General features: G+C 48.9%; 18 protein-coding genes. 13 read left to right on the top strand and 5 right to left on the bottom strand.

The genetic code is table 11. From position 1 onward, the window contains the following. Positions 1–6 precede the first annotated feature (6 nt). Positions 7–1,347, bottom strand: coding sequence for a phosphoglucosamine mutase (glmM, locus tag Q0380_RS03095; protein WP_298960039.1), 1,341 nt, complete (start codon positions 1,345–1,347; stop codon positions 7–9). 152 nt (positions 1,348–1,499) lie between these two features. On the opposite strand from glmM, the gene rpsT reads away from it, so the two are divergent. The 11 genes from rpsT to Q0380_RS03040 all read left to right on the top strand — a co-directional run bounded on the left by rpsT (position 1,500) and on the right by Q0380_RS03040 (position 15,413). Next, the gene (gene rpsT, locus Q0380_RS03090; RefSeq protein ID WP_291938896.1) at positions 1,500–1,772 is read left to right on the top strand and encodes a 30S ribosomal protein S20; all 273 of its coding nucleotides are present in this window, start codon (positions 1,500–1,502) and stop codon (positions 1,770–1,772) included. 24 nt (positions 1,773–1,796) lie between these two features. Further along, entirely contained in the window at positions 1,797–2,864 is a 1,068-nt protein-coding gene (gene prfA / locus Q0380_RS03085; protein WP_298041800.1) for a peptide chain release factor 1, read from the top strand. 408 nt (positions 2,865–3,272) lie between these two features. Then, positions 3,273–3,530, top strand: a complete 258-nt coding sequence (locus Q0380_RS03080) for a SemiSWEET family transporter (protein WP_005872903.1) — start codon at positions 3,273–3,275, stop codon at positions 3,528–3,530. Between the two features lie 291 nt (positions 3,531–3,821). Next, complete coding sequence (locus tag Q0380_RS03075) at positions 3,822–4,667, top strand: universal stress protein (RefSeq protein WP_298960036.1); 846 nt, start codon at positions 3,822–3,824, stop codon at positions 4,665–4,667. Between the two features lie 298 nt (positions 4,668–4,965). Then, a complete protein-coding gene (locus Q0380_RS03070) occupies positions 4,966–7,467 on the top strand; it encodes a TonB-dependent siderophore receptor (RefSeq protein WP_298960033.1) in 2,502 nt (833 codons plus the stop codon). Between the two features lie 381 nt (positions 7,468–7,848). Beyond that, the gene (locus tag Q0380_RS03065) at positions 7,849–9,738 is read left to right on the top strand and encodes an ABC transporter ATP-binding protein/permease (protein ID WP_298960030.1); all 1,890 of its coding nucleotides are present in this window, start codon (positions 7,849–7,851) and stop codon (positions 9,736–9,738) included. A gap of 865 nt (positions 9,739–10,603) precedes the next feature. Further along, entirely contained in the window at positions 10,604–11,092 is a 489-nt protein-coding gene (locus Q0380_RS03060) for a chemotaxis protein (RefSeq protein ID WP_298960027.1), read from the top strand. A gap of 256 nt (positions 11,093–11,348) precedes the next feature. Further along, positions 11,349–13,418: a TonB-dependent receptor gene (locus tag Q0380_RS03055; RefSeq protein ID WP_298960022.1), complete on the top strand. Its 2,070-nt coding sequence runs from the start codon at positions 11,349–11,351 to the stop codon at positions 13,416–13,418. Between the two features lie 120 nt (positions 13,419–13,538). Next, entirely contained in the window at positions 13,539–14,330 is a 792-nt protein-coding gene (locus tag Q0380_RS03050; RefSeq protein ID WP_298960019.1) for a class I SAM-dependent methyltransferase, read from the top strand. Positions 14,331–14,463: 133 nt separating this feature from the next. Next, on the top strand, positions 14,464–14,595 hold the full coding sequence (locus Q0380_RS03045) for a hypothetical protein (RefSeq protein WP_298960016.1): 132 nt from the start codon (positions 14,464–14,466) through the stop codon (positions 14,593–14,595). 59 nt (positions 14,596–14,654) lie between these two features. Beyond that, positions 14,655–15,413: a DUF996 domain-containing protein gene (locus Q0380_RS03040; RefSeq protein WP_298960013.1), complete on the top strand. Its 759-nt coding sequence runs from the start codon at positions 14,655–14,657 to the stop codon at positions 15,411–15,413. 122 nt (positions 15,414–15,535) lie between these two features. Here Q0380_RS03040 and Q0380_RS03035 read toward each other — a convergent pair whose 3' ends face one another. Both Q0380_RS03035 and Q0380_RS03030 read right to left on the bottom strand, forming a co-directional pair. Beyond that, on the bottom strand, positions 15,536–16,666 hold the full coding sequence (locus tag Q0380_RS03035; RefSeq protein ID WP_298960010.1) for a hypothetical protein: 1,131 nt from the start codon (positions 16,664–16,666) through the stop codon (positions 15,536–15,538). Positions 16,667–16,711: 45 nt separating this feature from the next. Beyond that, positions 16,712–17,275, bottom strand: coding sequence for a manganese efflux pump MntP family protein (locus Q0380_RS03030; RefSeq protein ID WP_298960007.1), 564 nt, complete (start codon positions 17,273–17,275; stop codon positions 16,712–16,714). A gap of 86 nt (positions 17,276–17,361) precedes the next feature. Here Q0380_RS03030 and Q0380_RS03025 point away from each other — a divergent pair, with 86 nt between their 5' ends. Next, the gene (locus Q0380_RS03025) at positions 17,362–17,991 is read left to right on the top strand and encodes a hypothetical protein (protein WP_298782922.1); all 630 of its coding nucleotides are present in this window, start codon (positions 17,362–17,364) and stop codon (positions 17,989–17,991) included. A gap of 43 nt (positions 17,992–18,034) precedes the next feature. Then, positions 18,035–19,876, top strand: coding sequence for a DMT family transporter (locus Q0380_RS03020; protein ID WP_298960003.1), 1,842 nt, complete (start codon positions 18,035–18,037; stop codon positions 19,874–19,876). Here the strand turns inward: Q0380_RS03020 and Q0380_RS03015 are convergent. Continuing rightward, positions 19,820–20,623, bottom strand: a complete 804-nt coding sequence (locus tag Q0380_RS03015; RefSeq protein ID WP_298960000.1) for a metal ABC transporter permease — start codon at positions 20,621–20,623, stop codon at positions 19,820–19,822. The two genes, Q0380_RS03020 and Q0380_RS03015, sit on opposite strands and share 57 nt — an antisense overlap. Next, positions 20,616–21,383, bottom strand: a complete 768-nt coding sequence (locus Q0380_RS03010) for an ABC transporter ATP-binding protein (protein WP_298959998.1) — start codon at positions 21,381–21,383, stop codon at positions 20,616–20,618. Before Q0380_RS03010 ends, Q0380_RS03015 begins: the two co-directional genes overlap by 8 nt. Between the last annotated feature and the right edge of the window lie 88 nt (positions 21,384–21,471).

Here is a 21,471-nt window from a genome sequence, read left to right as displayed (position 1 = left end):
GCAACGCTACTCATTTAGGGCTTTGGCAAAAAATTTCTCGACCTCGTCCATTCGCTTTTGCAGCAGCTTTTCGTTTTTGCCCTCGATTAAGAGGCGGATAACGTTTTCGGTGCCGGAGTAGCGAAAGAGCGAGCGGATCTTGTCCGCTTTAAGGCTTGCTTCAAGCTCCTTTAGCCCTTTTAATTTTTCAAGCGGTTTTTTATCCGAAATTTTTAAATTCTTTAAAATTTGTGGATATGGCTTAATCATCCCCGAAAATTCGCTTGCCTTCTTTTTCATATCCAACATGCAAGCGGCGAATTGTAGCGCGCTTGCGATGCCGTCGCCCGTTTTGGCGTAATCGCCAAAGATTACGTGCCCGCTCTGCTCGCCGCCGAAATTTGCGCCTAGCTCGTGCATCGTCTCAAGTACGAATTTATCGCCTACATTGCAGCGATGAAGCGCGATGTCGTGTTTAGCTAAAAAATCCTCCAGCGCAGAATTACTCATCACTGTGGCTACCATTTTATTGCCTGCTAAGCGATTTTTTCCTTTCAAATAGACTGCTAAAATTCCAAGTAGCGCGTCGCCGTGGATGATCTCGCCGTTTTCGTCCACGACTACAAGCCTATCGGCATCCCCGTCGAAAGCAAAGCCGACGTCGGCGCGTAATCTTTTGACCTCCGAGGCTAAATTTTGCGGGCTTAGCGCACCGCAAGCATCATTAATATTTTTGCCGTTAGGTTCGTCACCGATGACGATAGTTTCGGCTCCCAGTTCATTAAATACGGTAGGCGCGACCTTATAGCTTGCTCCGTTTGCGCAATCAAGCACGACGCGAAGCCCGTGCAGCGTCTTTTGCTTCGGGAAGGAATTTTTAATATGCACGATGTATCTGCCGATGACGTCGTCCACGCGCTTTGCGGCGCCTATCTGCATCATTTTGGTGCGCGCCTCAGAGATGAGCTCGTCGCTGAAGTAAATTTTTTCGATCTGCGCTTCCTCTTTTTCGTCGAGTTTGAAGCCCTCGCTGTTGAAAAATTTAATGCCGTTGTCGTAGTATGGATTGTGGCTCGCGCTTATCATAATGCCCGCGTCGCAGCGCATATCCTCCGTAAGAAAGGCAATCGCAGGAGTAGGCATCGGTCCGATCTGGCGGACGTTGTAGCCCACCGAGGTAAGGCCCGCTACGATCGCGGTTTCTATCATATAGCCGCTTCTGCGGGTGTCTTTGCCGACTAAGATCATATTCGTAACGGAATTTTTCCTAAAATAAATTCCTGCTGCCATCGCTACGCGCATTGCAAGCTCGGCGGTCAGAAATTCTCCCGCTTTGCCTCGTACGCCGTCCGTCCCGAAAAGTTTCATTATCAAATCCTTGCATAAAAATCGGGAAATTCTACCAGAAAAAGTTTAATCTTAATAAATTTAAACTATATTTAAATTTTACTTAAATTAAGCGTCGATTAAATATTTTTTACGTATAATCGCAGGTTCAAATTTAACCGAAAAGGAACGTTATGGCAAATCACAAATCCGCCGAAAAACGCGCGAGACAAACCATAAAAAGAACGGAGCGAAATAGATTTTATCGCACCAGAGTAAAAAATATCACAAAAGCCGTAAGAGAGGCGGTCGAGAGCAAGGATCTAGACGCAGCGACCCAGGCTTTAAAAACGGCTAATGAAAGCTTTCACAGCTTCGTAAGCAGGGGCTTTTTGAAAAAACAGACCGCGAGCAGAAAAGTAAGCCGCCTAGCCAAACTCGTAAATTCTTTAAAAACCGCCGCGTAAGCGCCCCTTACGCATAAAATTTAAATGCTAGCCGATAAACTAAAGCCTTTTTTGGATCGCTATGACGAGCTTTCGCGCATGCTTAGCGATCCTGCAGTTACCGCAGATATCGCTAATATGACGGCGCTATCTAAGGAACAGCGCAGTATCGAGCCGATCAAAGAGGCGGCTAGCGAGTATCTTAAAATTTTAAATCAGATCGAAGAAAACAAAGCCCTGCTAAGCGATGCAGATCTCGGCGAGCTGGCCAAAGAGGAGCTTAAAAGCTTAGAGACGCAAAAGCCGCAGCTCGAAGAGAAAATCAAAATTTTACTGCTTCCGAAAGACCCCAACGACGATAAGAATATCTTTCTTGAGATCCGCGCCGGTACAGGCGGCGACGAAGCGGCGCTGTTTGCGGGCGATCTGCTCGGCGCATATCTGCGCTACGCCGATCTTCGCGGCTATAAATGCGAGATCGTAAGCACTAGCGAAGGCAGCGTCGGCGGCTACAAAGAAGCGATCTTGCTCGTAAAGGGCGCGGGAGCGTATTCGCGGCTAAAATTTGAAGGCGGCACCCACCGCGTGCAGCGCGTCCCCGAAACGGAGAGCCAGGGCAGGGTACATACCTCTGCAATCACCGTCGCCGTGATGCCCGAGATCGAGGATAGCGAGATACAGATCAATCCGAACGATCTTCGCATCGACGTTATGCGCAGCTCCGGCCACGGCGGGCAGTCCGTAAATACCACCGATAGCGCCGTTCGCATCACTCACATCCCGACCGGCTTAGTCGTCACCAACCAAGACGGCAAGGATCAGCACAAAAACAAAGAGGCGGCGATGAAGGTGCTGAAGGCGCGCCTTTACGATATGCAGGAGCAGGAGCGCTTAGAAAAAGAGCGCAAAGATCGCAAGGATCAGGTGGGCACCGGCGACCGCTCGGGGCGAATTCGTACCTACAACTATCCGCAAAACCGCATCAGTGACCACCGCATAAATTTAACTCTCTACCGCCTAGACGCGATCATGGCGGGCGGTTTGTTCGACGAGATCATCGATCCGCTCATCGCGCACTCTCAAGCCGAAGCGATCGCAAACGCGGGCTATTAGCCTTTTAAAATTTTAATTTCAATCCCTATATTTTCAAAATTTGGCCGTAATCCCACTGCAAAATTTACTTAAATTTAGCCGCGAGCCTTCGGGCAATGTATTTAATGGCTTTCGCCTCGGCAAATTCACTTAAATTTCGTCGCGGTCTCCGCTTAAATTCCGCCTTTTTAAATTTAAATTCTATCGCCGTGCCACCTAGCGTTTTAAATTTCTCTGTTTTTTAAATGCGCGCTGCAAACGCCGTTTTAAAATTTACGCAGACGCGAGAGACCAGAAGCCGTTGCGATAAATTTAAAGTCAAATTTTATTTCTAGCCATCTTTTAATTTGTTTCTTATCTTTGGTGTATTAAAATCCCGCTCCGTTTCATTCGCGAATTTGAAACGTATCTTAAAAACAAGGAAAGCCGATGAGTGAAAGAAATTTACAAATTTTAGGTTGGGCGGGCACATGCCTGTCGGTCATCATGTACGTATCCTATGTGCCGAACATAATGGCAAATTTAGACGGCAACAAAGTCCCGTTTCTCCAGCCGCTCGCAGCCGCGATAAACTGCACGATATGGGTTAGCTACGGTCTTTTAAAGCCCAAAAAGGACTATCCGCTCGCCGCAGCAAATTTCCCGGGGATCATCTTTGGGCTACTAACCGCAATAACGGCGCTTTAAACCGTGCTTTTAGCGGCTTGATAAATTTCAAAATCGCCCGCGCCGTATCTTGCCTGCCGCGTCCGCAACGCTTTTTAGTCGCCTACTACGCTGCAACTACTCGATCGCTGTCAGATGAGCCTGAGCTAGCTTATCGCAAGCGCGCCGGCACCTCACAAATCCATTGCGGCGCGGCTTTAAAATTTCACAAAATCGCCCGCGCCGCATTCAAATCTGCCGAATTTAAATAACTTTTATACAAAATTTGATAAGCTTATTTCGGTCAAAATTTTATCTTTAAAAGGACGAAAAATGAAAAAGGTCATCACTTGCGTCGATCAAAATGCGCTTGCCCCGGCGGTTAGAGATTACGGAATTTACGTCGCTAAAACCTTGGGTGCCGAGCTCGTGTTTATTCACGTGGTTGAAATCCCAGAGCTTGGCGAGAATTTTTATGGGCTAGCCGCAGGCGGAATCGTCCTAGGAGAGAATGATATCCTTGCAAATAGCTACGGAAGTCCCACACTAGGCGGCGTGGATGCGGAGAAAGACCACGAAGAAGCCGAAGCGATGCTAGATGAATATATCTGCGCCGCGACTGCTGCGGGCGTGAAGGCGAGTAAGATCATTAAAGATGGTGATTTTATCGACGTTATCGCGGAGTATAAGGACGAAGCCGAAATTTTTGTACTCGGTATCAAGGGCTCAAATAACGAGGACGTAGGTTTTAACGCAAGCGTGCTGATAAAGGAGCTTCACGTGCCGTCGCTGCTCGTGAATAAGGAATTTTCACCGATTAACTCCGTGCTCATCGCATTTGACGGCACTGACGCGGCGAAACGCACGCTTGAGTTTATAAAGAGCTCAAAGCTTCTTGCGAGCGCGCATAAGCATGTTTTGCACATCAATGCGGGTGCCACAGAGGGCGAGCGGATGCTAGATCTGGCACGCGAAATTTTAGGCACTCAAAACGCCACTTTCAAATTCATCCAAGCGGAAGTGCCCGCCGATGAGATCATCAAATATCGCCGTGCCAATAACCTCGATCTGATCGCTACCGGTGCCTTTACGAAAGGGTTTTTCAAAAAGCTCTTTTTAGGCAGCGTCTCCGAGGATATCTTGCACAATGCGCTTGTACCGGTGCTAGTGCTATCGTAATCGCAAGACCAAACGCCGATAAACGCTAAATTCCGTCGTTTACGTTATTTTAAAGCGGCGGAATTTTGGAATTTCAAATTTTTAAATCCTTCGTTTTTCAAATTCATATACTTTTTAAAATTCATAGAAATTTTGCTTAATAATTCGTCAATAGATCTTATTAAATTCCGTTAAACTAGTAATTGCATATAAAATTTTATGATTTAGTTTATTAAAAATTTTATTATTATTTAAGAAGAATTGTAAGATAATCCCGCCAGTAAATTGATATAGATTATAAAATCTAAAAAGGATTTTTATGAAAAAGGGTAAAATTTTACTTTCTTTTGCGCTACTTTGCTCGCCGTTTTGGCTTACTGCGGCGCAAAATAGCGGCGCTTCCCAAAACTCGTCCGCCGCAAGCTCTGCCTCTAAAATTTCGTCGTCGCAAAGCTCGCGTGCAGCCGCCGCATCGCAGAGTTCCATGCTGCCTGCTTCAAATTTAGCCTCTAATAGTGCGGTGACGCAAAGCTCTGCGCAAAAGCCTGAAAGCCCTACCGCTGCAAATTCCGCGCCGCAGGGCAATGCCGTCGTAAGTTCCGCTACTAAAGGCATTGCACAAAATTCCGCGCCGCAAAGCGGTAGCGCGACAAATTCTACGTTGCAGAGCTTGGACGACGATAATCTCGGCACCATAAACGTCACGGGCAAGGCCGATCTGTCCACTACCGAGGGCACGGGCTCTTATACGACGGGCAATATGAGCACCGCGACGGGGCTAAATTTAAGCATAAGAGAAACGCCGCAGTCCATAAGCGTCATCTCCAATCAGCTTTTAAAAGATCTGAGCTTGCACAACGCCGAAGAGGCTCTTTCAAAATACGCCACCGGCATTTCGCTAAATAACGACGCAGGCGGCAATCGCATCGTCTCGCGCGGCTTTTATGTCGATAATATCCAAGAAGACGGCATCGCAAGCTCGGTTTCTAGCTCCGTGTTCGGGCCGCTGGGCTCATCGAAGGAATTTACCGATTTGGAATTCTACGATCGCGTCGAGGTTCTGCGCGGCGTAGCGGGCCTTACGCAAAGCAACGGCGAGCCCGGCGGCACGATAAATTTAATCCGGAAGCGCCCGAGCGATCAGTTAGGCTTTAACGCAAGTCTAAGCGGCGGTAGCTGGGATAATTATCGCGGCATGATCGACGTTACGGATGCGGTAAATCAAAGCGGTACGGCACGCGCGCGGCTGATCGGAATTTTAAGTAAAACGGGCTCGTTTAAGGACTATCCGCGCAACGGCTATCGCGAAGGCGTCGGCGTTTCGACGGAATTTGACTTGGCCGATAAAACGCTTCTTAGCGCGGGATTTTTGTGGCAAAAAACCGTCGGCGTCTATGATATTTACGGCGTGCCCGTTTTAGATAATCATGGAAATTTACTAAATTTACCGCGCAGAAGTTACTTCGGCTCGGACTGGGACAGAAGCGAATATAAAAAAATTAACGTCTACAGCGAACTCTCGCACGAATTTAGCGATGATCTGAAAGCCTATGCGAGGCTCAATTATACCGATAGCGACAGCATGTTAAAATTCGGAGCGCTCGGCGGGGCAGATCCTTACAACGGCACCACGTCGCATACGGTGCGATATAGAATTTACGATAACGACTCCAAAGAGATCGGGTTTCAAACGGGACTAGACGGTAAATTCGAAGCATTCGGGCAGAAGCACGACTTTTTCTTAAACGGCTCGCTTAGCAACGAAAAGCTTAATTGGCGCGAGACTAGGACGAGGGATTCGTCTCTGGCGTCGCTGGGGATGAATATTTATAATTGGGACCGATCAAGGATCGCTCAGCCCGATTGGAGCAGTGCCGCTACGTTTAAAGACCGAAGCTCCACTACCATAAAGCAGCGCGCGATCTCGCTCGGGACTAGATTAAATTTAACCGACGATTTTCACTTTTTACTCGGCGGGCGCTTTTCGAAGGTAACTTACAGCAGATATTATTATAATATTTTGCGCGGCACGGCTTCGCATAGCGCAAGCCCGAGTAAATCGGATTTCACGCCGTATGCGGGAGTGGTCTGGGATTTTGCGGATAATTTTTCGTGGTACGCAAGCTATGCCGAAATTTTTAAGCCGCAAGCCGCGCGCGATAAAGACGGTAAAATTTTAGATCCCGTCGTCGGCTATAATTTAGAAACCGGCGTGAAGGGAGAATTTTTTGACGGCGCGCTTAATACGAATGTCGCGCTATTTCAGATCATTCAGAAAAATAGGGCGATGAGCGATCCTCTTAATACGAACTACTCCATCGCCGAGGGCAAAGTGCGAAGCCGGGGCGTGGATGCCGAGCTGCAGGGCTCGCTTACTGAGAATTGGAAATTATTCGCAGGATATACTTTCAACCGCAGCGTCTATTTAAAGACGGAAAGAACCTCCGCGGTGGTCGATTATAGCAAGGGCGCAAACGCCAAGCGCTACATTCCGAAGCATCTGTTTAAGTTCTACACGAACTATGAAATTCCGCTCGGCGAAAATCGTAAGGTTACTTTGGGCGCCGGCATGCGCTATCAGAGCAAAACCGCTTCGATATATCGCGAAAACGTTGCGTATTACGCCGCGCCGCAAAAGGCTTACGCGCTGTGGGACGCGAACGTCGGCTATCATTTCGACAAGCACTTTAGCGTAAATTTTGCGGTCAAAAACATCACGGATAAGAAGTATTTTCAAAACACGCAAAATCGCGTCGCTGGGCATAACAACTACTACGGCGAGCCGCGGAATTTTATGCTGACGCTAAATTATACGTATTGAGCGCGGATGAAATTTGCGCTTATGCGAACTCGGATAAACTTCTCGCACGCGGCCGTGGATAAATTCCGCGCTTTATAGGAGCGTGGATGAGGCGGGCGCAGAGGCGAGAGGCTAGGCTTTGTCGCAAGTAGCACGTGGCGAGGCGGGTAAAATTTAAGCGAAGCCGCGGGATTAAAATTTAGCTCGCGATTTGGTTGATTAACGATTGATTAGCGCGAGCGATCGCAGGCAGGGGCGATAAATTTAATTTCGCGAAATTCCAAGCGAATTAAACGCGCAGACTTGCGAGCATAAAATCCGCGCGAGAGATCGCGGGATCAAATTTAATCTCGCGGAATTTCGCTGCAACCGGCGCTAAATTTTAAAATTTAAAGAGAAAATTTGAAAACCCTAAAGCAATTTTTTGAAATTCTACGTCCGCACTGGTTCGGTAAGGGTGCGGCGAAGCTGTGGGCGCTGCTGCTGCTCGCGCTCGGTTTTAGCCTCGCTATCATCAAAATCAGCGTGCTGATGAACGCGTGGGACAAGCGCTTTTACGACGCGCTAAGCGAGCTTAAGGGCGAGTTGATCCCTGCGCTCGTGGGCGAGTTTTTGCTCTACACGGCGCTCATCGTGCTTTTCATCGTCTGCGGCAGCTGGTTTCGCAAACTGCTCGTAATCGTCTGGCGCGAGCGGCTAAGCGCGATGATGGAGCGCAAATGGCTACATAACGCAAACTTCTACCGCACGAGCCTTGAGGGGAATTTCAGCGCCAGGGGCGGATCAAATTTAGAAAAACCTGGTGACGCAAATTTAAACGAGCGCGCAGAGTGTTCCGCAGTCGAAGCGGACAGCGCGGTTTTGCATAGAGACGCAAAGGGGCTTGAAATTTTACCGAGTGCGGCGAAGCAAAATGCAGCAGGGCAAAGCGGCGCAAGCGAGAATGAAATTTCATCTAAAACTCGCGCAGATTGTGAAATTTCAAAAACGATTGCAAAGCTAGACAACCCCGATCAGCGTATCGCCGAGGACAGCTTGCTACTCGTGCAAAAAAGCGTAGATCTCGTAAAATCACTCGTCTATAATCTCGCCAAGCTCATCGCCTTCGTTGCGATCTTGTGGCAGGTCTCGAAGGTGTTGAAATTTGAAATTTTCGGCATGCACTTTGAGATCGAGGGCTTTTTGCTCTACGTCGCGCTCCTTTATACGCTGCTTTGCTCGCTGATCACGCATCTCATCGGGCGCAGGCTTAGGGGGCTAAATTTTGCCAAGCAGCGCGCCGAAGCCGACTACCGCTCGGATCTGTTGCTCGTGCGCGAAAACGCAGAAGCCGTAGCGTTTATGCGCGGAGAGGATGCCGAGCGCGGCCGCTTTCGTGCGAGCTTCGGCGAGATCATGAGAAACTGGCGCAGCATCATGAATACGGAATTTCGCCTCGAATGCTTTTCGGCAAGCTACCTAAAAATCACGAATTTAATCCCGATCTTTGCCTGCCTGCCGCTGTATTTGTCGCGCGCGATGAGCTTTGGCGACATGATGCAGGCGCGCTCGGCGTTTTACAGCGTGCAGGACGGATTTGCGTGGTTTATGGACTATTACAAGCAGATCATGGAGTGGGCGGCGAGCGTGCAGAGGATCTATGAGTTCATCTCGCGCATGGACGGCGAGAGCGCAAATCTGCGTGCTTGCGTCAAACAAAGCGACGAAAATTCCGCTCGTTGCGAGGGCTTGTCGGTCTTCACGCCTGCGGGCGAGCCGCTGATCGAGGATCTACGCTTCGAGCTTGCGCCCGCGCAGTTTATAATGCTGCGAGGCAAGAGCGGCGCGGGTAAAAGCACGGCTCTGCGCTACGCGGCGGGTCTTTGGAGATACGGCCGCGGCGAGATCAGCCTGCCGCGCACGGGCGTGATGTTTATCCCGCAAAAGCCCTATCTGGCGCCGCTTAGCCTAAAAGAGCTCATTTCCTATCCGCAGCCGCCGCGCGCAGACGATGCTGAATTTTTAGAAATTTTATGCTGCGTAGGGCTTGAGAAATTTGCTCGCATGCTAAACTCGTGCGCCGATTACGTTAAAATTTTAAGCGGCGGGGAGGCGCAGCGGCTTAGTTTTGCGCGGATACGCTACCACAAGCCGAGCTTTGTTTTCGCAGACGAGATCACGTCCGCGCTCGATCCTGCCTCGGCGCGCGAGCTGCTACTTAGTCTGCGTGCGGATCTACCGAGCCTCGGCATGCTAGCGATCGTGCATCAAACGGGGCTTGAGGATATATTCGAGCGGACGATAGAGCTTTAAATTCGGCCCTTTAAATTTCACGCGGCAGGGATTTCGCCTTTAAATTCATATCTTTTTAAATCCAGATTTATTAAAATTACTCGTTTATATTAAGCGGCGATAAAATTTAGCCGAGGCGCTAGGTGTTCGTATACGTGAGCATCGGCACCCGCGCGGCTAGGCGCTCGCACGCAGTCGGCGGCGGGCAGGCACTACGGCGCGGCGAGCGGCTTGGAGATCGGTAGACGGCGTGCGATCGCGATTTTGCGCGAAATTAAGTCGGTAAAATTTAAACGCAAAATGATCCGCCGAGGAGATGTCGCCTAGATAAAATTTTAAACCGAGCCGCGATCGGTAGCGTAACGGCGTGCTAAATGAACGGGCTGCGGCAGCGGCGCGATACGTGGGCGTCGCAATAAGTCGGTAGCGCGTCGGATGGCGTGTAACACATCAGCGGCGCAGATGGCACGCCGTAGTCGAGAAGCGGAACGACAATACGTACCTACTCGGCGCCGTATGACATAACCTTCGCTTGGGCAAATCATCATCGTAACGGCGCTACGATCGAAGCGAACAACGCTGCCGCGACGACGGATCGGCAGTACAAAGCGGCGCGGCGTGATTGCGGCGGCGACAGCATAAAATGCCGCAATATGGCAACCGCGATCGACAGGATGCGTATGTAGGGAAAGCGCAGTGCAAGTAGCGCAAACGTCGCGATACGATGATGGCGATCCGCGGAGCGTATAAGTGAAGCAGCAGTGCGGGCGGCGCAATAACGCCGAGGCGATACGATAGCGGCGACCGACGAGACGTAACGCCGCCGTAGCGTTCGCGTGCGCTACGCCTAAGCCGCTAAATTTTAAAAACAAAGCAAGGAGATTTGATGCTTAAGGCGGGGATTGTTTATAAATTTGCGCTCATCGTGCTGCTAGGCTGCGCGCTTTGCATTTTGGGCTTCTCGGGCGTTAATTTCGCGCGCGGCGAATATGACGAGGCCTGGATGAGCCTGCATAAGATCGCAGGATTGGGCCTGCTTTGCGTCGCGATCTTGCATATAATCACGAGGCGAAAGAAGCTCGTAAAGCTCTGGGGCGAGTTTTTGGACGTGGTTTTGAGCCGCAAAAATCCCGGTTTTTGTAATATGGATCGCATCATCGGCGCGATCGAGCCTTATAATATCAGAGAAATCGCTGGTAAAATGGGCTTTGAGCCGGACGAGCTCGCTGAGATTTTGAAATCAAACGGCATCAAGCTTGTAAGCGCAGATCAAGGTCTGCGCGAGCTTGCGAAGTTTAACGACGAAAAAATTTTCTTCATCTTGGTGCTTTTGATCGAGGCAAAATTCGGCAAAGCGGGCGGATGTAAGGTCTAAATTTTAAAATTCCGGTCAGATTCGCTTCGCAAATTTATCGTTTTGGAAAGTAGGCGGCGCCAAAGAGTCTAAATTTAAAACCGAAATTTTATCGCGCCACGTAAAATACTCAAGATCAAAATTTCATCCAATCTCCGCCTAAATTTTAAAAAATCTATCTTTAATCTTTGAAATTTATTATTATTTAATCAAGAGAAATTATAATATAGCATTTGCAAATCATTCGCAAAATCTTAATTTTAAATAGGGGAGAGTGATGTTTAAGAAATTTTATCTTTCAAATGCCGCGATCGCGCTAAGTTTGTGCGCCGCATTACAACTAAACGGAGCCGAAAACAACGCTACGTCCGAAAATATCGCGCCTAGCGCAGGGGCGGTAAATTCCGCAGTTCCTAAAAACGCTTCCGGCGCGAACGCCACTAAGCTAGGTACCATCGTAGTTACCGCGACGGGCTTTGAGGATATGCTTAAAAACGAGGTTCGCAACGTCTCGGTCATCACCGCGGAGGATATGGAAAACCGCGGCTACCGCGATCTGCGCGAAATTTTAGAAAAGGCGCCGGGGGTTAGCTTTCACGGCGATACGGTCGATCTGCGCGGACAGGGTCAGAAGGCAAATACCTCCGTCAAAGTCCTTCTTAACGGAGTCGCGCTCAATATGATCGACACGACGCCGACGCCAATCCCGATCGATCTCGTTCCTATTGAGGATATAGAGCGCGTGGAGATCATCCCCGGCGGCGGTAGCGTGCTTTACGGCAGCGGCACCAGCGGCGGCGTGATAAATATCATCACAAAAAAAGGCGCCAGATACCCGTACGCCAATGTCTCTACCAAGATTGCGTCGTATAATTACAATGATCTAAATTTAGGGCTAGGTGGAGGCGTGAGCGATAATCTGTTTCTAAAAACCGCCGTTAAGGGCTTTAAGCAGCGCGGATACCGCAAGGGCGAGAAAAATACCGGCTACTATGGCTCGCTCGGGATACATTATAAAATTTCAGACGATCAAAGCATCTCTTTCGATCCGAGCTTTTATCAAGCTAGAACCTATTCCGTGCCTACTCTGGGCCTTATCGAGCTTAGGGAGGATCGCCGCCAACAAGGAGGCGAGAGGACCTTTACCAAAAGCACACGATTAAATTTTGACTTGGATTATGCGGTGAAATTCGGCGATAGATTTGAAGCAAATTTACAGCCTTATTACCAAGATATTAGAATTTTGCAAAAGGGCTTTGTGATGAAAGATCGCAAAGAGGGGGCGAATTTAAAGGGCAAGTTTACCTATGATAACGACGAGCTCATAGTTGGATATGATTATCTTAAAAATAAGGGCTTCCGCAGGATCGACTTTACCACTTCGATGAATCCTATGATGAGCCTTTCGCAACTTACGATCTTTGATATGCAAAAACAGACGCACTCGGTTTATGCCTTAGAAAAGCACGACTTCACAGAGCTGTTTTCGCTTAGTGCTGGCGGGCGTTTTGAGCGCGCCGAATACAAAGTAGATCGCGAAGTCTCTACGACGATGCGTAGGATGGGGCGCATATTTCATACTCAAGAAAGCACGCACGTAACGGATCATAAAAACAACTACGCTTTTGAGATTACGCCGAATTTTAATTATTCCAAGGACGGCAATCTATATTTTAAATTTGAGCGCGGCTATATCTCCCCGGGGCCTAATCAGCTCATCGACAAGCTCGGTCGCAACGGCCCTTATGTGCTTAATAACCTCAAATCCGAAACCTTTAAAACCTACGAGATCGGTCTTAAAGATCTAATCTACGGGCAATACGTAAGCGCTACGATCTTTTGGACCGATACGAAAAACGAGATCGTAAACGAAACCCTGGGCAGCTCGATCACCGACGGTTGGCATTTTATCAATATCGACGAGACGCGCCGCAAGGGCGTGGAGCTGTATGCGGAGCAAAGTCTGCTTTCAAATTTAAAGCTCAGCGAGACCTTTTCATACGTGGACGCCAAGATCCAATCCGGCGCGAATAAAGGCAAACAGGTTCCGTTGGTGGAGCGTTCGAAGTTCGTTTTGGGCGTCGATTACGAGCCGATTAGAAATTTGACGCTGATGAGCGATTTTAAATATTTCTCATCATCGCACGACGCCAACCACGATAGGATCGACTCGCGCACGATCGTGGATCTGGGCGCTGCGTACCGCTTCGCAAGCGGATTTTTGATAAGCGCCGGAGTTAAAAACGTCTTTGACGAGGAGTATAATTACAACCAAAATTTACGCGCAGACGACTATACCCCGGCTCCAGGGCGCAATTACTACGCGGAGTTTAAATACACCTATTAGCGTGCGTTTAAATTTAAGTGGGATTTTGAGCTGCGGACTTTAAAATTTACGGGCGGAATTTAAAATTTCGCCGCAGCGCGCTTTGCCGCCGCGGGATTAAATTTAATAAAAGGAGCGAATATGAAACCGGACTATAAAAACTGGGTGCCTAAGGGCATGATCGCGGGCTTTGCCGCAGGTGCGGGCGTAGCGTTAGTTTTGTTTTTGATTTTCGGCGTTTGCGGCGCTTTCGTGGGCGGCGTGCTGAGGTGGTTTCTTGCGGGGCTTTTCGGCGCAGCGGCGCTGTTTTTGATCGGCTTTACGATATACTGCGTCGTGTGGTACCGCGCGTTTGATTACGGCGGCAAGCGTCAGCTTTCGCGCGCGATCGTAGAGGGCACGGCAAAATACGTGGATCTGCCTGAGGGCGGGCGCGGGCTAGACGTAGGCTGCGGCAGCGGCGCGCTAACGATCGCCGTGGCTAAGCGCAATCCGCACGCATCGGTGCTAGGCGTCGATCGCTGGGGCTTTGAGTATGCGTCTTTTAACAAGCAGCTGTGCGAATCCAACGCGCGCGCCGAAGGGGTGCAAAACACTAGCTTCGAGCAGGCCGACGCCACGCAGCTGCCCTTTGAGGACGGCAGCTTCGATGCGGTTACAAGCAACTACGTCTATCACAACATCATGCACAAGGACCGCCAGGCGCTGCTTTTAGAGACGCTCCGCGTGCTTAAAAAGGGCGGCAGCTTCGCGATCCACGATCTTTTCTCGCGCGGAAACTACGGCGACATGGATGCTTTCATCGCGCGCCTTAAGGAGCAGGGCTATGAGCGGGTCGAGCTTATGGACACGACGCAGGGGCTTTTTATGGGCCCGCGCGAAGCCAAATGGCTGATGTTAGGCAGCTCAAAGCTTCTGGTGGGCAAAAAATAGAGAGCCTTTGTAAATTTTGAAATTTGAGTTAATTTAGAATTCCTAGGCGACGGATTTAAATTTGAGGCCGACCACTTTTATGAAATTTCGCTTTTAAATTTTGAAATTTTATGTTTTGAGCGTGCGGCATAGCGTGGGTTCGGGCGTAGAACCGTGCTATGATAAGATTAAAATTTCATGCTGCGAAGGAAGCGCGAGTAAGACGATCATTCGAGTAAATTTGATCGCGGATAAAGCGGATTTGACGCCGAATCACTATCTTTAAGTTAAGCTTTTGTTTAAAAATATATAATCCACATTTTATTTAATCTCAAAGGAGAAACCGTGAAAGGAACTATTTTGGCTAAGGGCGTTATCCTTGCCGCAGACGAGAGCCGTTACTCATACCAGCAAGAGGATGTGAAATCGGTAAACGAGGATGGTGGGCCCGTCGTTTTGAATCAAGGCGATGAGGTTGATTTTATCGCAGAAGCTCAAACCGCAAAGGAGATATACCTTACAAAAACAAAGCTCATTAACATAGATCTCTCTAATTTTTCTCTTGGGAGCGATAATTTATCTACCATAAGAACGCTTGGATTAGCAGGATCGGCGCTACCGATTTTAGGCGTTATTCCGTTTATCGGTTTAGTTTTTATCATCGCAGGTTTTATATGTATATTGCTCGCTATTATCAAGCTTTCAAATAAAGCCGCCAGCCCTACGCTTAAGAAAAACTATATCATTTATCTAGTAGCCACCGTCGTAGCGACCATACTTATCTTTATAGGTGCGACTATGGGGGTGTTTGCGCTGATAGGTGCGAGCGCTAAATATGGCAGTGCTAGCGGTATCGGCATAGCCATCGGCGTCATTTTCTTCATCGCCGGCATAATCGGTATGATTTATGCGTTTTTTAAAGAATTCCAAGTTTATAATGAGCTTTCAAGAATATCGGGCGATAAATTTTTCCTCTATTACTTCATTTGCACGGTCGTCGGTGCGCTAACGGTCGCTATCGTTATCGGATATTTTATACTGTTAGCGGCGTTTATCTTACAAATCATCGCTTGGTATAGATTGCGAGAGATTAAGGCGGCTTAAATTTTTGTATTTTTGATCGGCGGGTAAATTTACGCAAACAAAACCCCGCCGATAAATTTTAATTTTGCGAGTTTATGCGCAAATCCGCATTGTAAATTTAATGGCTCCGTGATATTTTAAATTTAAACGCGATATAGACTAAAGCAGCCGTAGTCGGTGCGCACGGCTAAAAAATCCTCGCCATTTATGCGCTCAAATTTCGCCTCGCAGCGCTTCACGACGTGCGAGAGCTCGAAGCTAAGCTGCAAATTACCGCTTTTTAGATCGATGATGCGGGCTTTGTCGTAATTAATCAATGCGAGCCGTGAAACGTCCGCACTAATGCAAAGCTCGTCCGCCTCGGCGCATTCAGCTCGTAGCCACGCAGGATTAAGCCACTCGCCGCTTGCAACATCAATGCAAACTAGCTTGCCCGCGTAGCGCTCCTTGCCTAGCACCGAGCCGTCCGCTAAAAAGCAAATTTTATCAAAAATGCCGAAGTCGCCTCCTATCTCGTTTAAAGCTTCTCCATTTAGCGTGTTTAAAATTTTGATCTCGTTTTGCTTGCAATGAAGCGCTAGTCGCGCGCCGTCATCGCTAATCGCGGCGCACAAGGTCGGCGTATAGCTTTTTATCTCGGATTTGTACTCGCTAAGAGGCGAAATCTCGCTGCCGCGCAAAGTAAAAATTTGACCGAACATAGCAAACGCCGCCGTATCTTTCGCAGCGCAAACGAAACTTGTAAATTCTTTGCTATTTTTAAAGCTTATATCTTTAGAAAGATCGCTAAATTCGCTCGTAGCGGGGTCAAATTTAAAGATAAAATGATCCAGATCCAAAAGCAAAATCTCGCCCGCGCGCTCCGCATGCCACGCAAGCGGCTTTGGCAAGAGGGTCTGCTGCTTTACGGCGCCGCTCGCATCCAGCCTGATGAGAAAATCATCTAGCGCGCCGCCCTCTTTGTAGCCGCCGCATTTATAGACGAAAAACTCGCTTTTAGCACCCGCAAAGGCCAGCGCGCCCGTGTATCCGCCGCCGATATAGACGTGCAGATTCGCCTCGCCCACTTTGGCGTCTGCGTTTTGCAGGACGTAGCCTTTCTTTAGGCTCTCCCACTCCTTTTTCACGCAGGCTTTTTGCGCCTCGTCTATACTTGCAAACTCCTTTTGCATCTGCCTCGTTTTGCCGTTTTTGATGCTCTCGCTGATTGAAATTTGACCCTCTATGCGCAAATTTAGGCGGTCACCGCCGCTTAAATTTATCAAATTTTTCATTTTTGCTCCTGCGGATTAGTTTTAAAAATTATCTAAAAGCGGCGCTTAAAAGCCGCTAAATATCGATAATGCGAGGTGCGAGAGCAAAATTTTAACTCCGATTAGGATTAAAATCACGCCGCCTAAAACGAGCGCCTTTGAGTGCAGATATTCGCCCGTTAGCTTGCCTACGTAGCACGCCGCGACGCACAGCGCGAAGCAGACGAGCCCGATTATGCAACAGGCGTAGAGGATGTTTATCTCGCCAAACGCAAAGGTCACGCCCACGGCCATCGCGTCGATGCTGGTTGCGATCGCGCCCAGTACCAGCTCCTTCGTGCTTAGGCGTAGAGCTGGCTCGTCCTGCTCGCGGCGGGATTCTGCGATCATCTTAACGCCTAAAAACGATAAAATTCCAAACGCGACGAAGTGATCGATCTGCGCGATAAATTTGACGAAATTTATCCCCAAAGCGTAGCCCGCAAGCGGCATTATAAACTGAGTCGCCGCGTAGAAAAACGTGACGCGCGCGATCTGCGCAAATTTGAAATTCGGATATTTCGCGCCGTTTGAGATACTAAGCGCGACGCTGTCCATCGCAAGCGCAAAAGCGATGAGTAAAAGCTCCATATTTAGCCCTTTTGGTATTATAAAAGCGTTGATTATACATTAAAATTTTCGAAATAAAATAATCAATCTTTAATTAGGGAAAAACTTTGCTTAAAAAATTAATCTTTTGTTTATTGCCGCTATTTGCGACTGCTAGCTGGGAAGAGGTCGCCGTAAAGGGGCTGGACGTGATGCTTAGTGCGGGCGCGGGCGATAGCGAAAATTTTAAAAACTCACTAAGCACTTTGATAGAGCGTGCCGCAAATGAATACGAACGCACTGGCGTGCAGGATTACGAGCTCGATCTGCCTAGCTACATTACCGAGCGCGCGGGCAAAAAAAGCATCGCCGTGCAGAATATGCAAAGGCTGGCGAGCAAGAAGCTAAGTCTTGCCGTAGAGCCGATCAAAAAGCTCGTACTTGCTAAAATAAAAGATATGTCCGAAGCCGATACTAAGGCGGTAATGAGCGGCGAGGTGCTATTCAGCCACTATCTGCGCACCAACGCCTTTGATGAAATTTACGAAATCATTCGCCCTTTGGCACGCGAACTAGGAGCCGACGCGAGCTTTGCTAAAAGCTTTAAAAGTGCCGTTGGACGCGAGCCTGGAGACGATTTTAGTAGCGAATTCAGCAGCGCCTTTATCAACGAAAGCTTCGATTTTTTAAGTAAAAACGAAAGGGAGTTTCGTAAAAATTCGGGCGCGATTTTAAACGCCATAAAGACGATCAGATAGGCGCGACCGCACTAAAATCTCGGCGAAATTTTACTTTAAATTTATGAAAAATTCTATCCCTGAGCTCGCGGAAAATTTTAATTCAAAATCCGCTTTAAATTTTATCTCAAATCAGGCATGCGAGCGCGCAAAAAATACAGCGTCCGGCGGTGCGATAAATTTTGCTCCCGCTCCCTGCCTCAAAAGAAATTTCAAATTTCAAGATACGGCCGCCGAGTTAAATTTTACCAGCAGAAGAAATTTAAAATTTTATCCCGCTTCGGCCGGTTTTGCCGTGCGCAATCGTGCCTCGGTCGGTTTTGCCGTGTGCAGTCTCGTAGCGCCCTATTCCGCTCCGCGCGTCAGAAATCTTGAGAGAAAATCCGCTTTAAATTTCGCGGCTCTTTCGCCAAATTTAAAGTCTGCGCAAATTCCTGGCTACGCCGAAAATAAAGCTTTAAATTCCGCAAAATCCTATAAAACAGATCCTTGCGAAAATTCCGCAAGAAATTTCAAGCGAAATTTTATATTAAATTTTACGAAAACTTCCACTCATAGCGGCGCAAATAGCGAGAGTTCGCTAAATCGTGCTAGCGCCGTAGACGAGCCAAATTTAAGCCCCGCAAAAAGCCTTGCCGCAGCTCATACGCAACGCTTAAAGAAAAATTTTACTGGAGTTCTTGCAAACGATCCTGGCTACGCTAATGCGCCGCAGAGCTTTGGATTGAAAAATTTTAAGGCGCGGAATTTTGCGAAGAAATCTAATTCGGCAGAGAATTCTAGCTCCGCTCGAAGCTTAAATTCCGCGCAGAATTTCGATTTCGCGCAAAGCTCTAATTCTACGCAGAGCCCTGCTGCCGCGCAAAATTCCGCCTCTACGCAAAACTGCACGCAAAGCTCGAATTCTGCGCAGAGTTTTGGGCAAAATTCTAGTTCCGCACAAAGCCGCGCGCAAAATCCCGCTCCGCCTAGCAGGCTGTGGGATCTGGGGCTGCTTTTCGTAGCGATCGTTTGGGGCTGTACCTTCGTGCCGGTTCAGCGCGCGCTGCATAGCGGCGACGTTTTTAGCTTTTTGTTTTGGCGCTTTTTGGCGGCGAGCATTTTTACCTACCTCGCCTGCCTGCGCTTCGGCGTCAAATTTGACCGCGGCACGATAGGGCGGGGCGTGTTTTGCGGGCTGATGCTGTTTTGCGATTTTTCGTGCCAGACCATAGCGCTTGATTATGCGCTATCATCGACGGTGGCGTTTATTTTGGGGCTAAACGTCGTCATCGTGCCCTTTTTAATGCTTGCGTTTTTCGGCAAAAATGTCGGTACGAGCGCCTTTGGCGGTGCGGTCGTGGCGCTTTTGGGGCTATATTTTTTAAGCGGAGCAAGCGGCGCGGTGGGATTTGGCATAGGCGAGAGACTGACGCTGATTTCGGCGTTTGCATACGCGCTTCATATCGTATTTACCGGCGTCTGCGCGCGCAAAAGCAACCTCTACGGCTTTGTGATCGTGCAGTTTATCTGCGTCTGCGTCTGTGCGCTGATCGCGGCAGTTTTTGTCCCGCACGCGGAATTTGAAGGCGAGATAAAGGTACTTGGGAATTTGATCTTTTCGCCGAACTTCGATTTTGTTTTCGCGCTGGTTTTAACCTCGATCTTTGCCACTGTCGCGGCGTTTGTGATCCAAACAATGGCGCAAAATCGCGGCGTAAGCGAGATAAAAACGGTGCTTATTTTCGCGCTGGAGCCCGTAAGCGCGGGTATTATGGGGTATGCTTTTGGCGAGAAGCTAAGCGCGCTTCAAATTTTAGGCGCGGCGCTGATACTCGCAGGCATCCTGCTTAGCGAGCTGGGCGGGCTTTTAGGCGCGAAGTTTGCTAAAGATCGAGCTTGCGAAAAAGCAGACCGAGGCGACTAGGATTATCGAAGCGCCGCTGGTTAGATTGAGCTTGAAGCTCAAAACAAGCCCCGCCGCGCAGAAAAGCGCCGATAGCGCGCAGCTTATCGCCATCATCGAGCCTAGGCTTTTTGAAATTTTTTCGGCGATGAAGGGCGGGATCGTCATCAGCGAGATCACCAAGATTAGCCCTACGATCTGAATCGACGCGACTACCGCGAGGCTCGCCATCACTACGAGGACGTAGTAAAAGACGCTCGTATTCACTCCGCGCAACAGGGCAAATTCCTTATCGAAGCTGATCGCTAAAAACTGCCTGTAAAAGCACGCCGTAAGCGCCGCAAATGCCGCGCCGCAAATGCCGATAAAGATTAAATTTTCGTGATTTATCGCTAAGATCGAGCCGAATAAAAAGCTCATCAGATCGGATTTGTATCCAGGTGTGAGATCGGCGAAAATTATCCCAAGAGCCATTCCAAATGCCCATATCGCGCCGATTACGGCGTCGAAGCGCTCGGTGTTTCGCAGCGTGACGTAGGCGATTAGCAGCCCCAAAAACAGCGCAAATACGCTAGCTCCCAGCACGGGTGAGATGCCTAAAAATAGCGCGATGCCGATGCCGCCGTATGCGCCGTGCGCGATGCCGCCTGCGATGAAGCTCATGCGATTTATCACGACTAAAGAGCCTACGACGCCGCAGACTATGCTGACTAAAAGCCCGCCGAGCAAGGCATTTCGCATGAAATCATAAGATAGAATTTCAGCCATTTTCGCCCTCCTTGCAGCAGCATTCGTTAAGCGCGAGATCGACGGCGCAGAAGTGTCCGTGCTCGCGTCGCAGGTGATCTAAAAATTCCGCCCTGCCCCCAGGATCGATCTCGTGGGTGTGCGCCGAACCGTTTGCGACGTAAAGCGCGCGGTTTGCGTAGTTTAGCGCAAGCTGCACGTCGTGGCTGATTAGAATTATGCCGCAGCCGCTCTCGTTTAGGGATTTTAAAAGCTCGTAAATTTGAACCTGCCCCATCGTGTCGATGCTCGCTAGCGGCTCGTCGAGAAGTAAAATTTTAGCCTTCGCGCACAGCGCCCGCGCTATGTAAACGCGTTGTCTTTGTCCGCCGCTAAGCTCGCTGATACGGTAGTCTGCTAGGCTCTGCATACCTACGCGCTCCAAAGCCTGCATAGCTTGCTCGCGCTCGGATTTAGAGTAAAAGCCGAAAATTTTCTTATCTATCAGCCCCATTAAAACGACTTCGAGCACGCTTATGGGAAAGCTTTTGTTTATCGCGATGAACTGCGGCACGTAGCCCATTTGCGCTCTGGCAAGCGCGGGCGATCTGCCTAAAATTTCGATCGTGCCCGAGCTTGGTCGCAGCAGCCCCAAAAGCAGCTTCAAAAGGGTGCTTTTGCCGCCGCCGTTGGGCCCGAAAATCGCTAAAAAATCGCGCAGCTCGTAGCTTAGGTTTATATCTTTTAAAATTTCGCGTTTTTCGTAAGCAAAGTTTAAATTTCTTATCGTCACGTCCGCCATGAACGCCCTTTCGCCTAGATTTTGAAAGCATTTATTATAGCCCAAATTCGGAAAAATTGCCAAATTTTGCTATTATTACAAAAAATTT

The sequence above is a fragment of the uncultured Campylobacter sp. genome, from assembly GCF_937959485.1.
Lineage (GTDB): Bacteria > Campylobacterota > Campylobacteria > Campylobacterales > Campylobacteraceae > Campylobacter_B.
The sequence above is the reverse complement of the archived record's forward strand: the minus strand, read 5'-3'. Positions and strand labels throughout refer to the sequence as shown.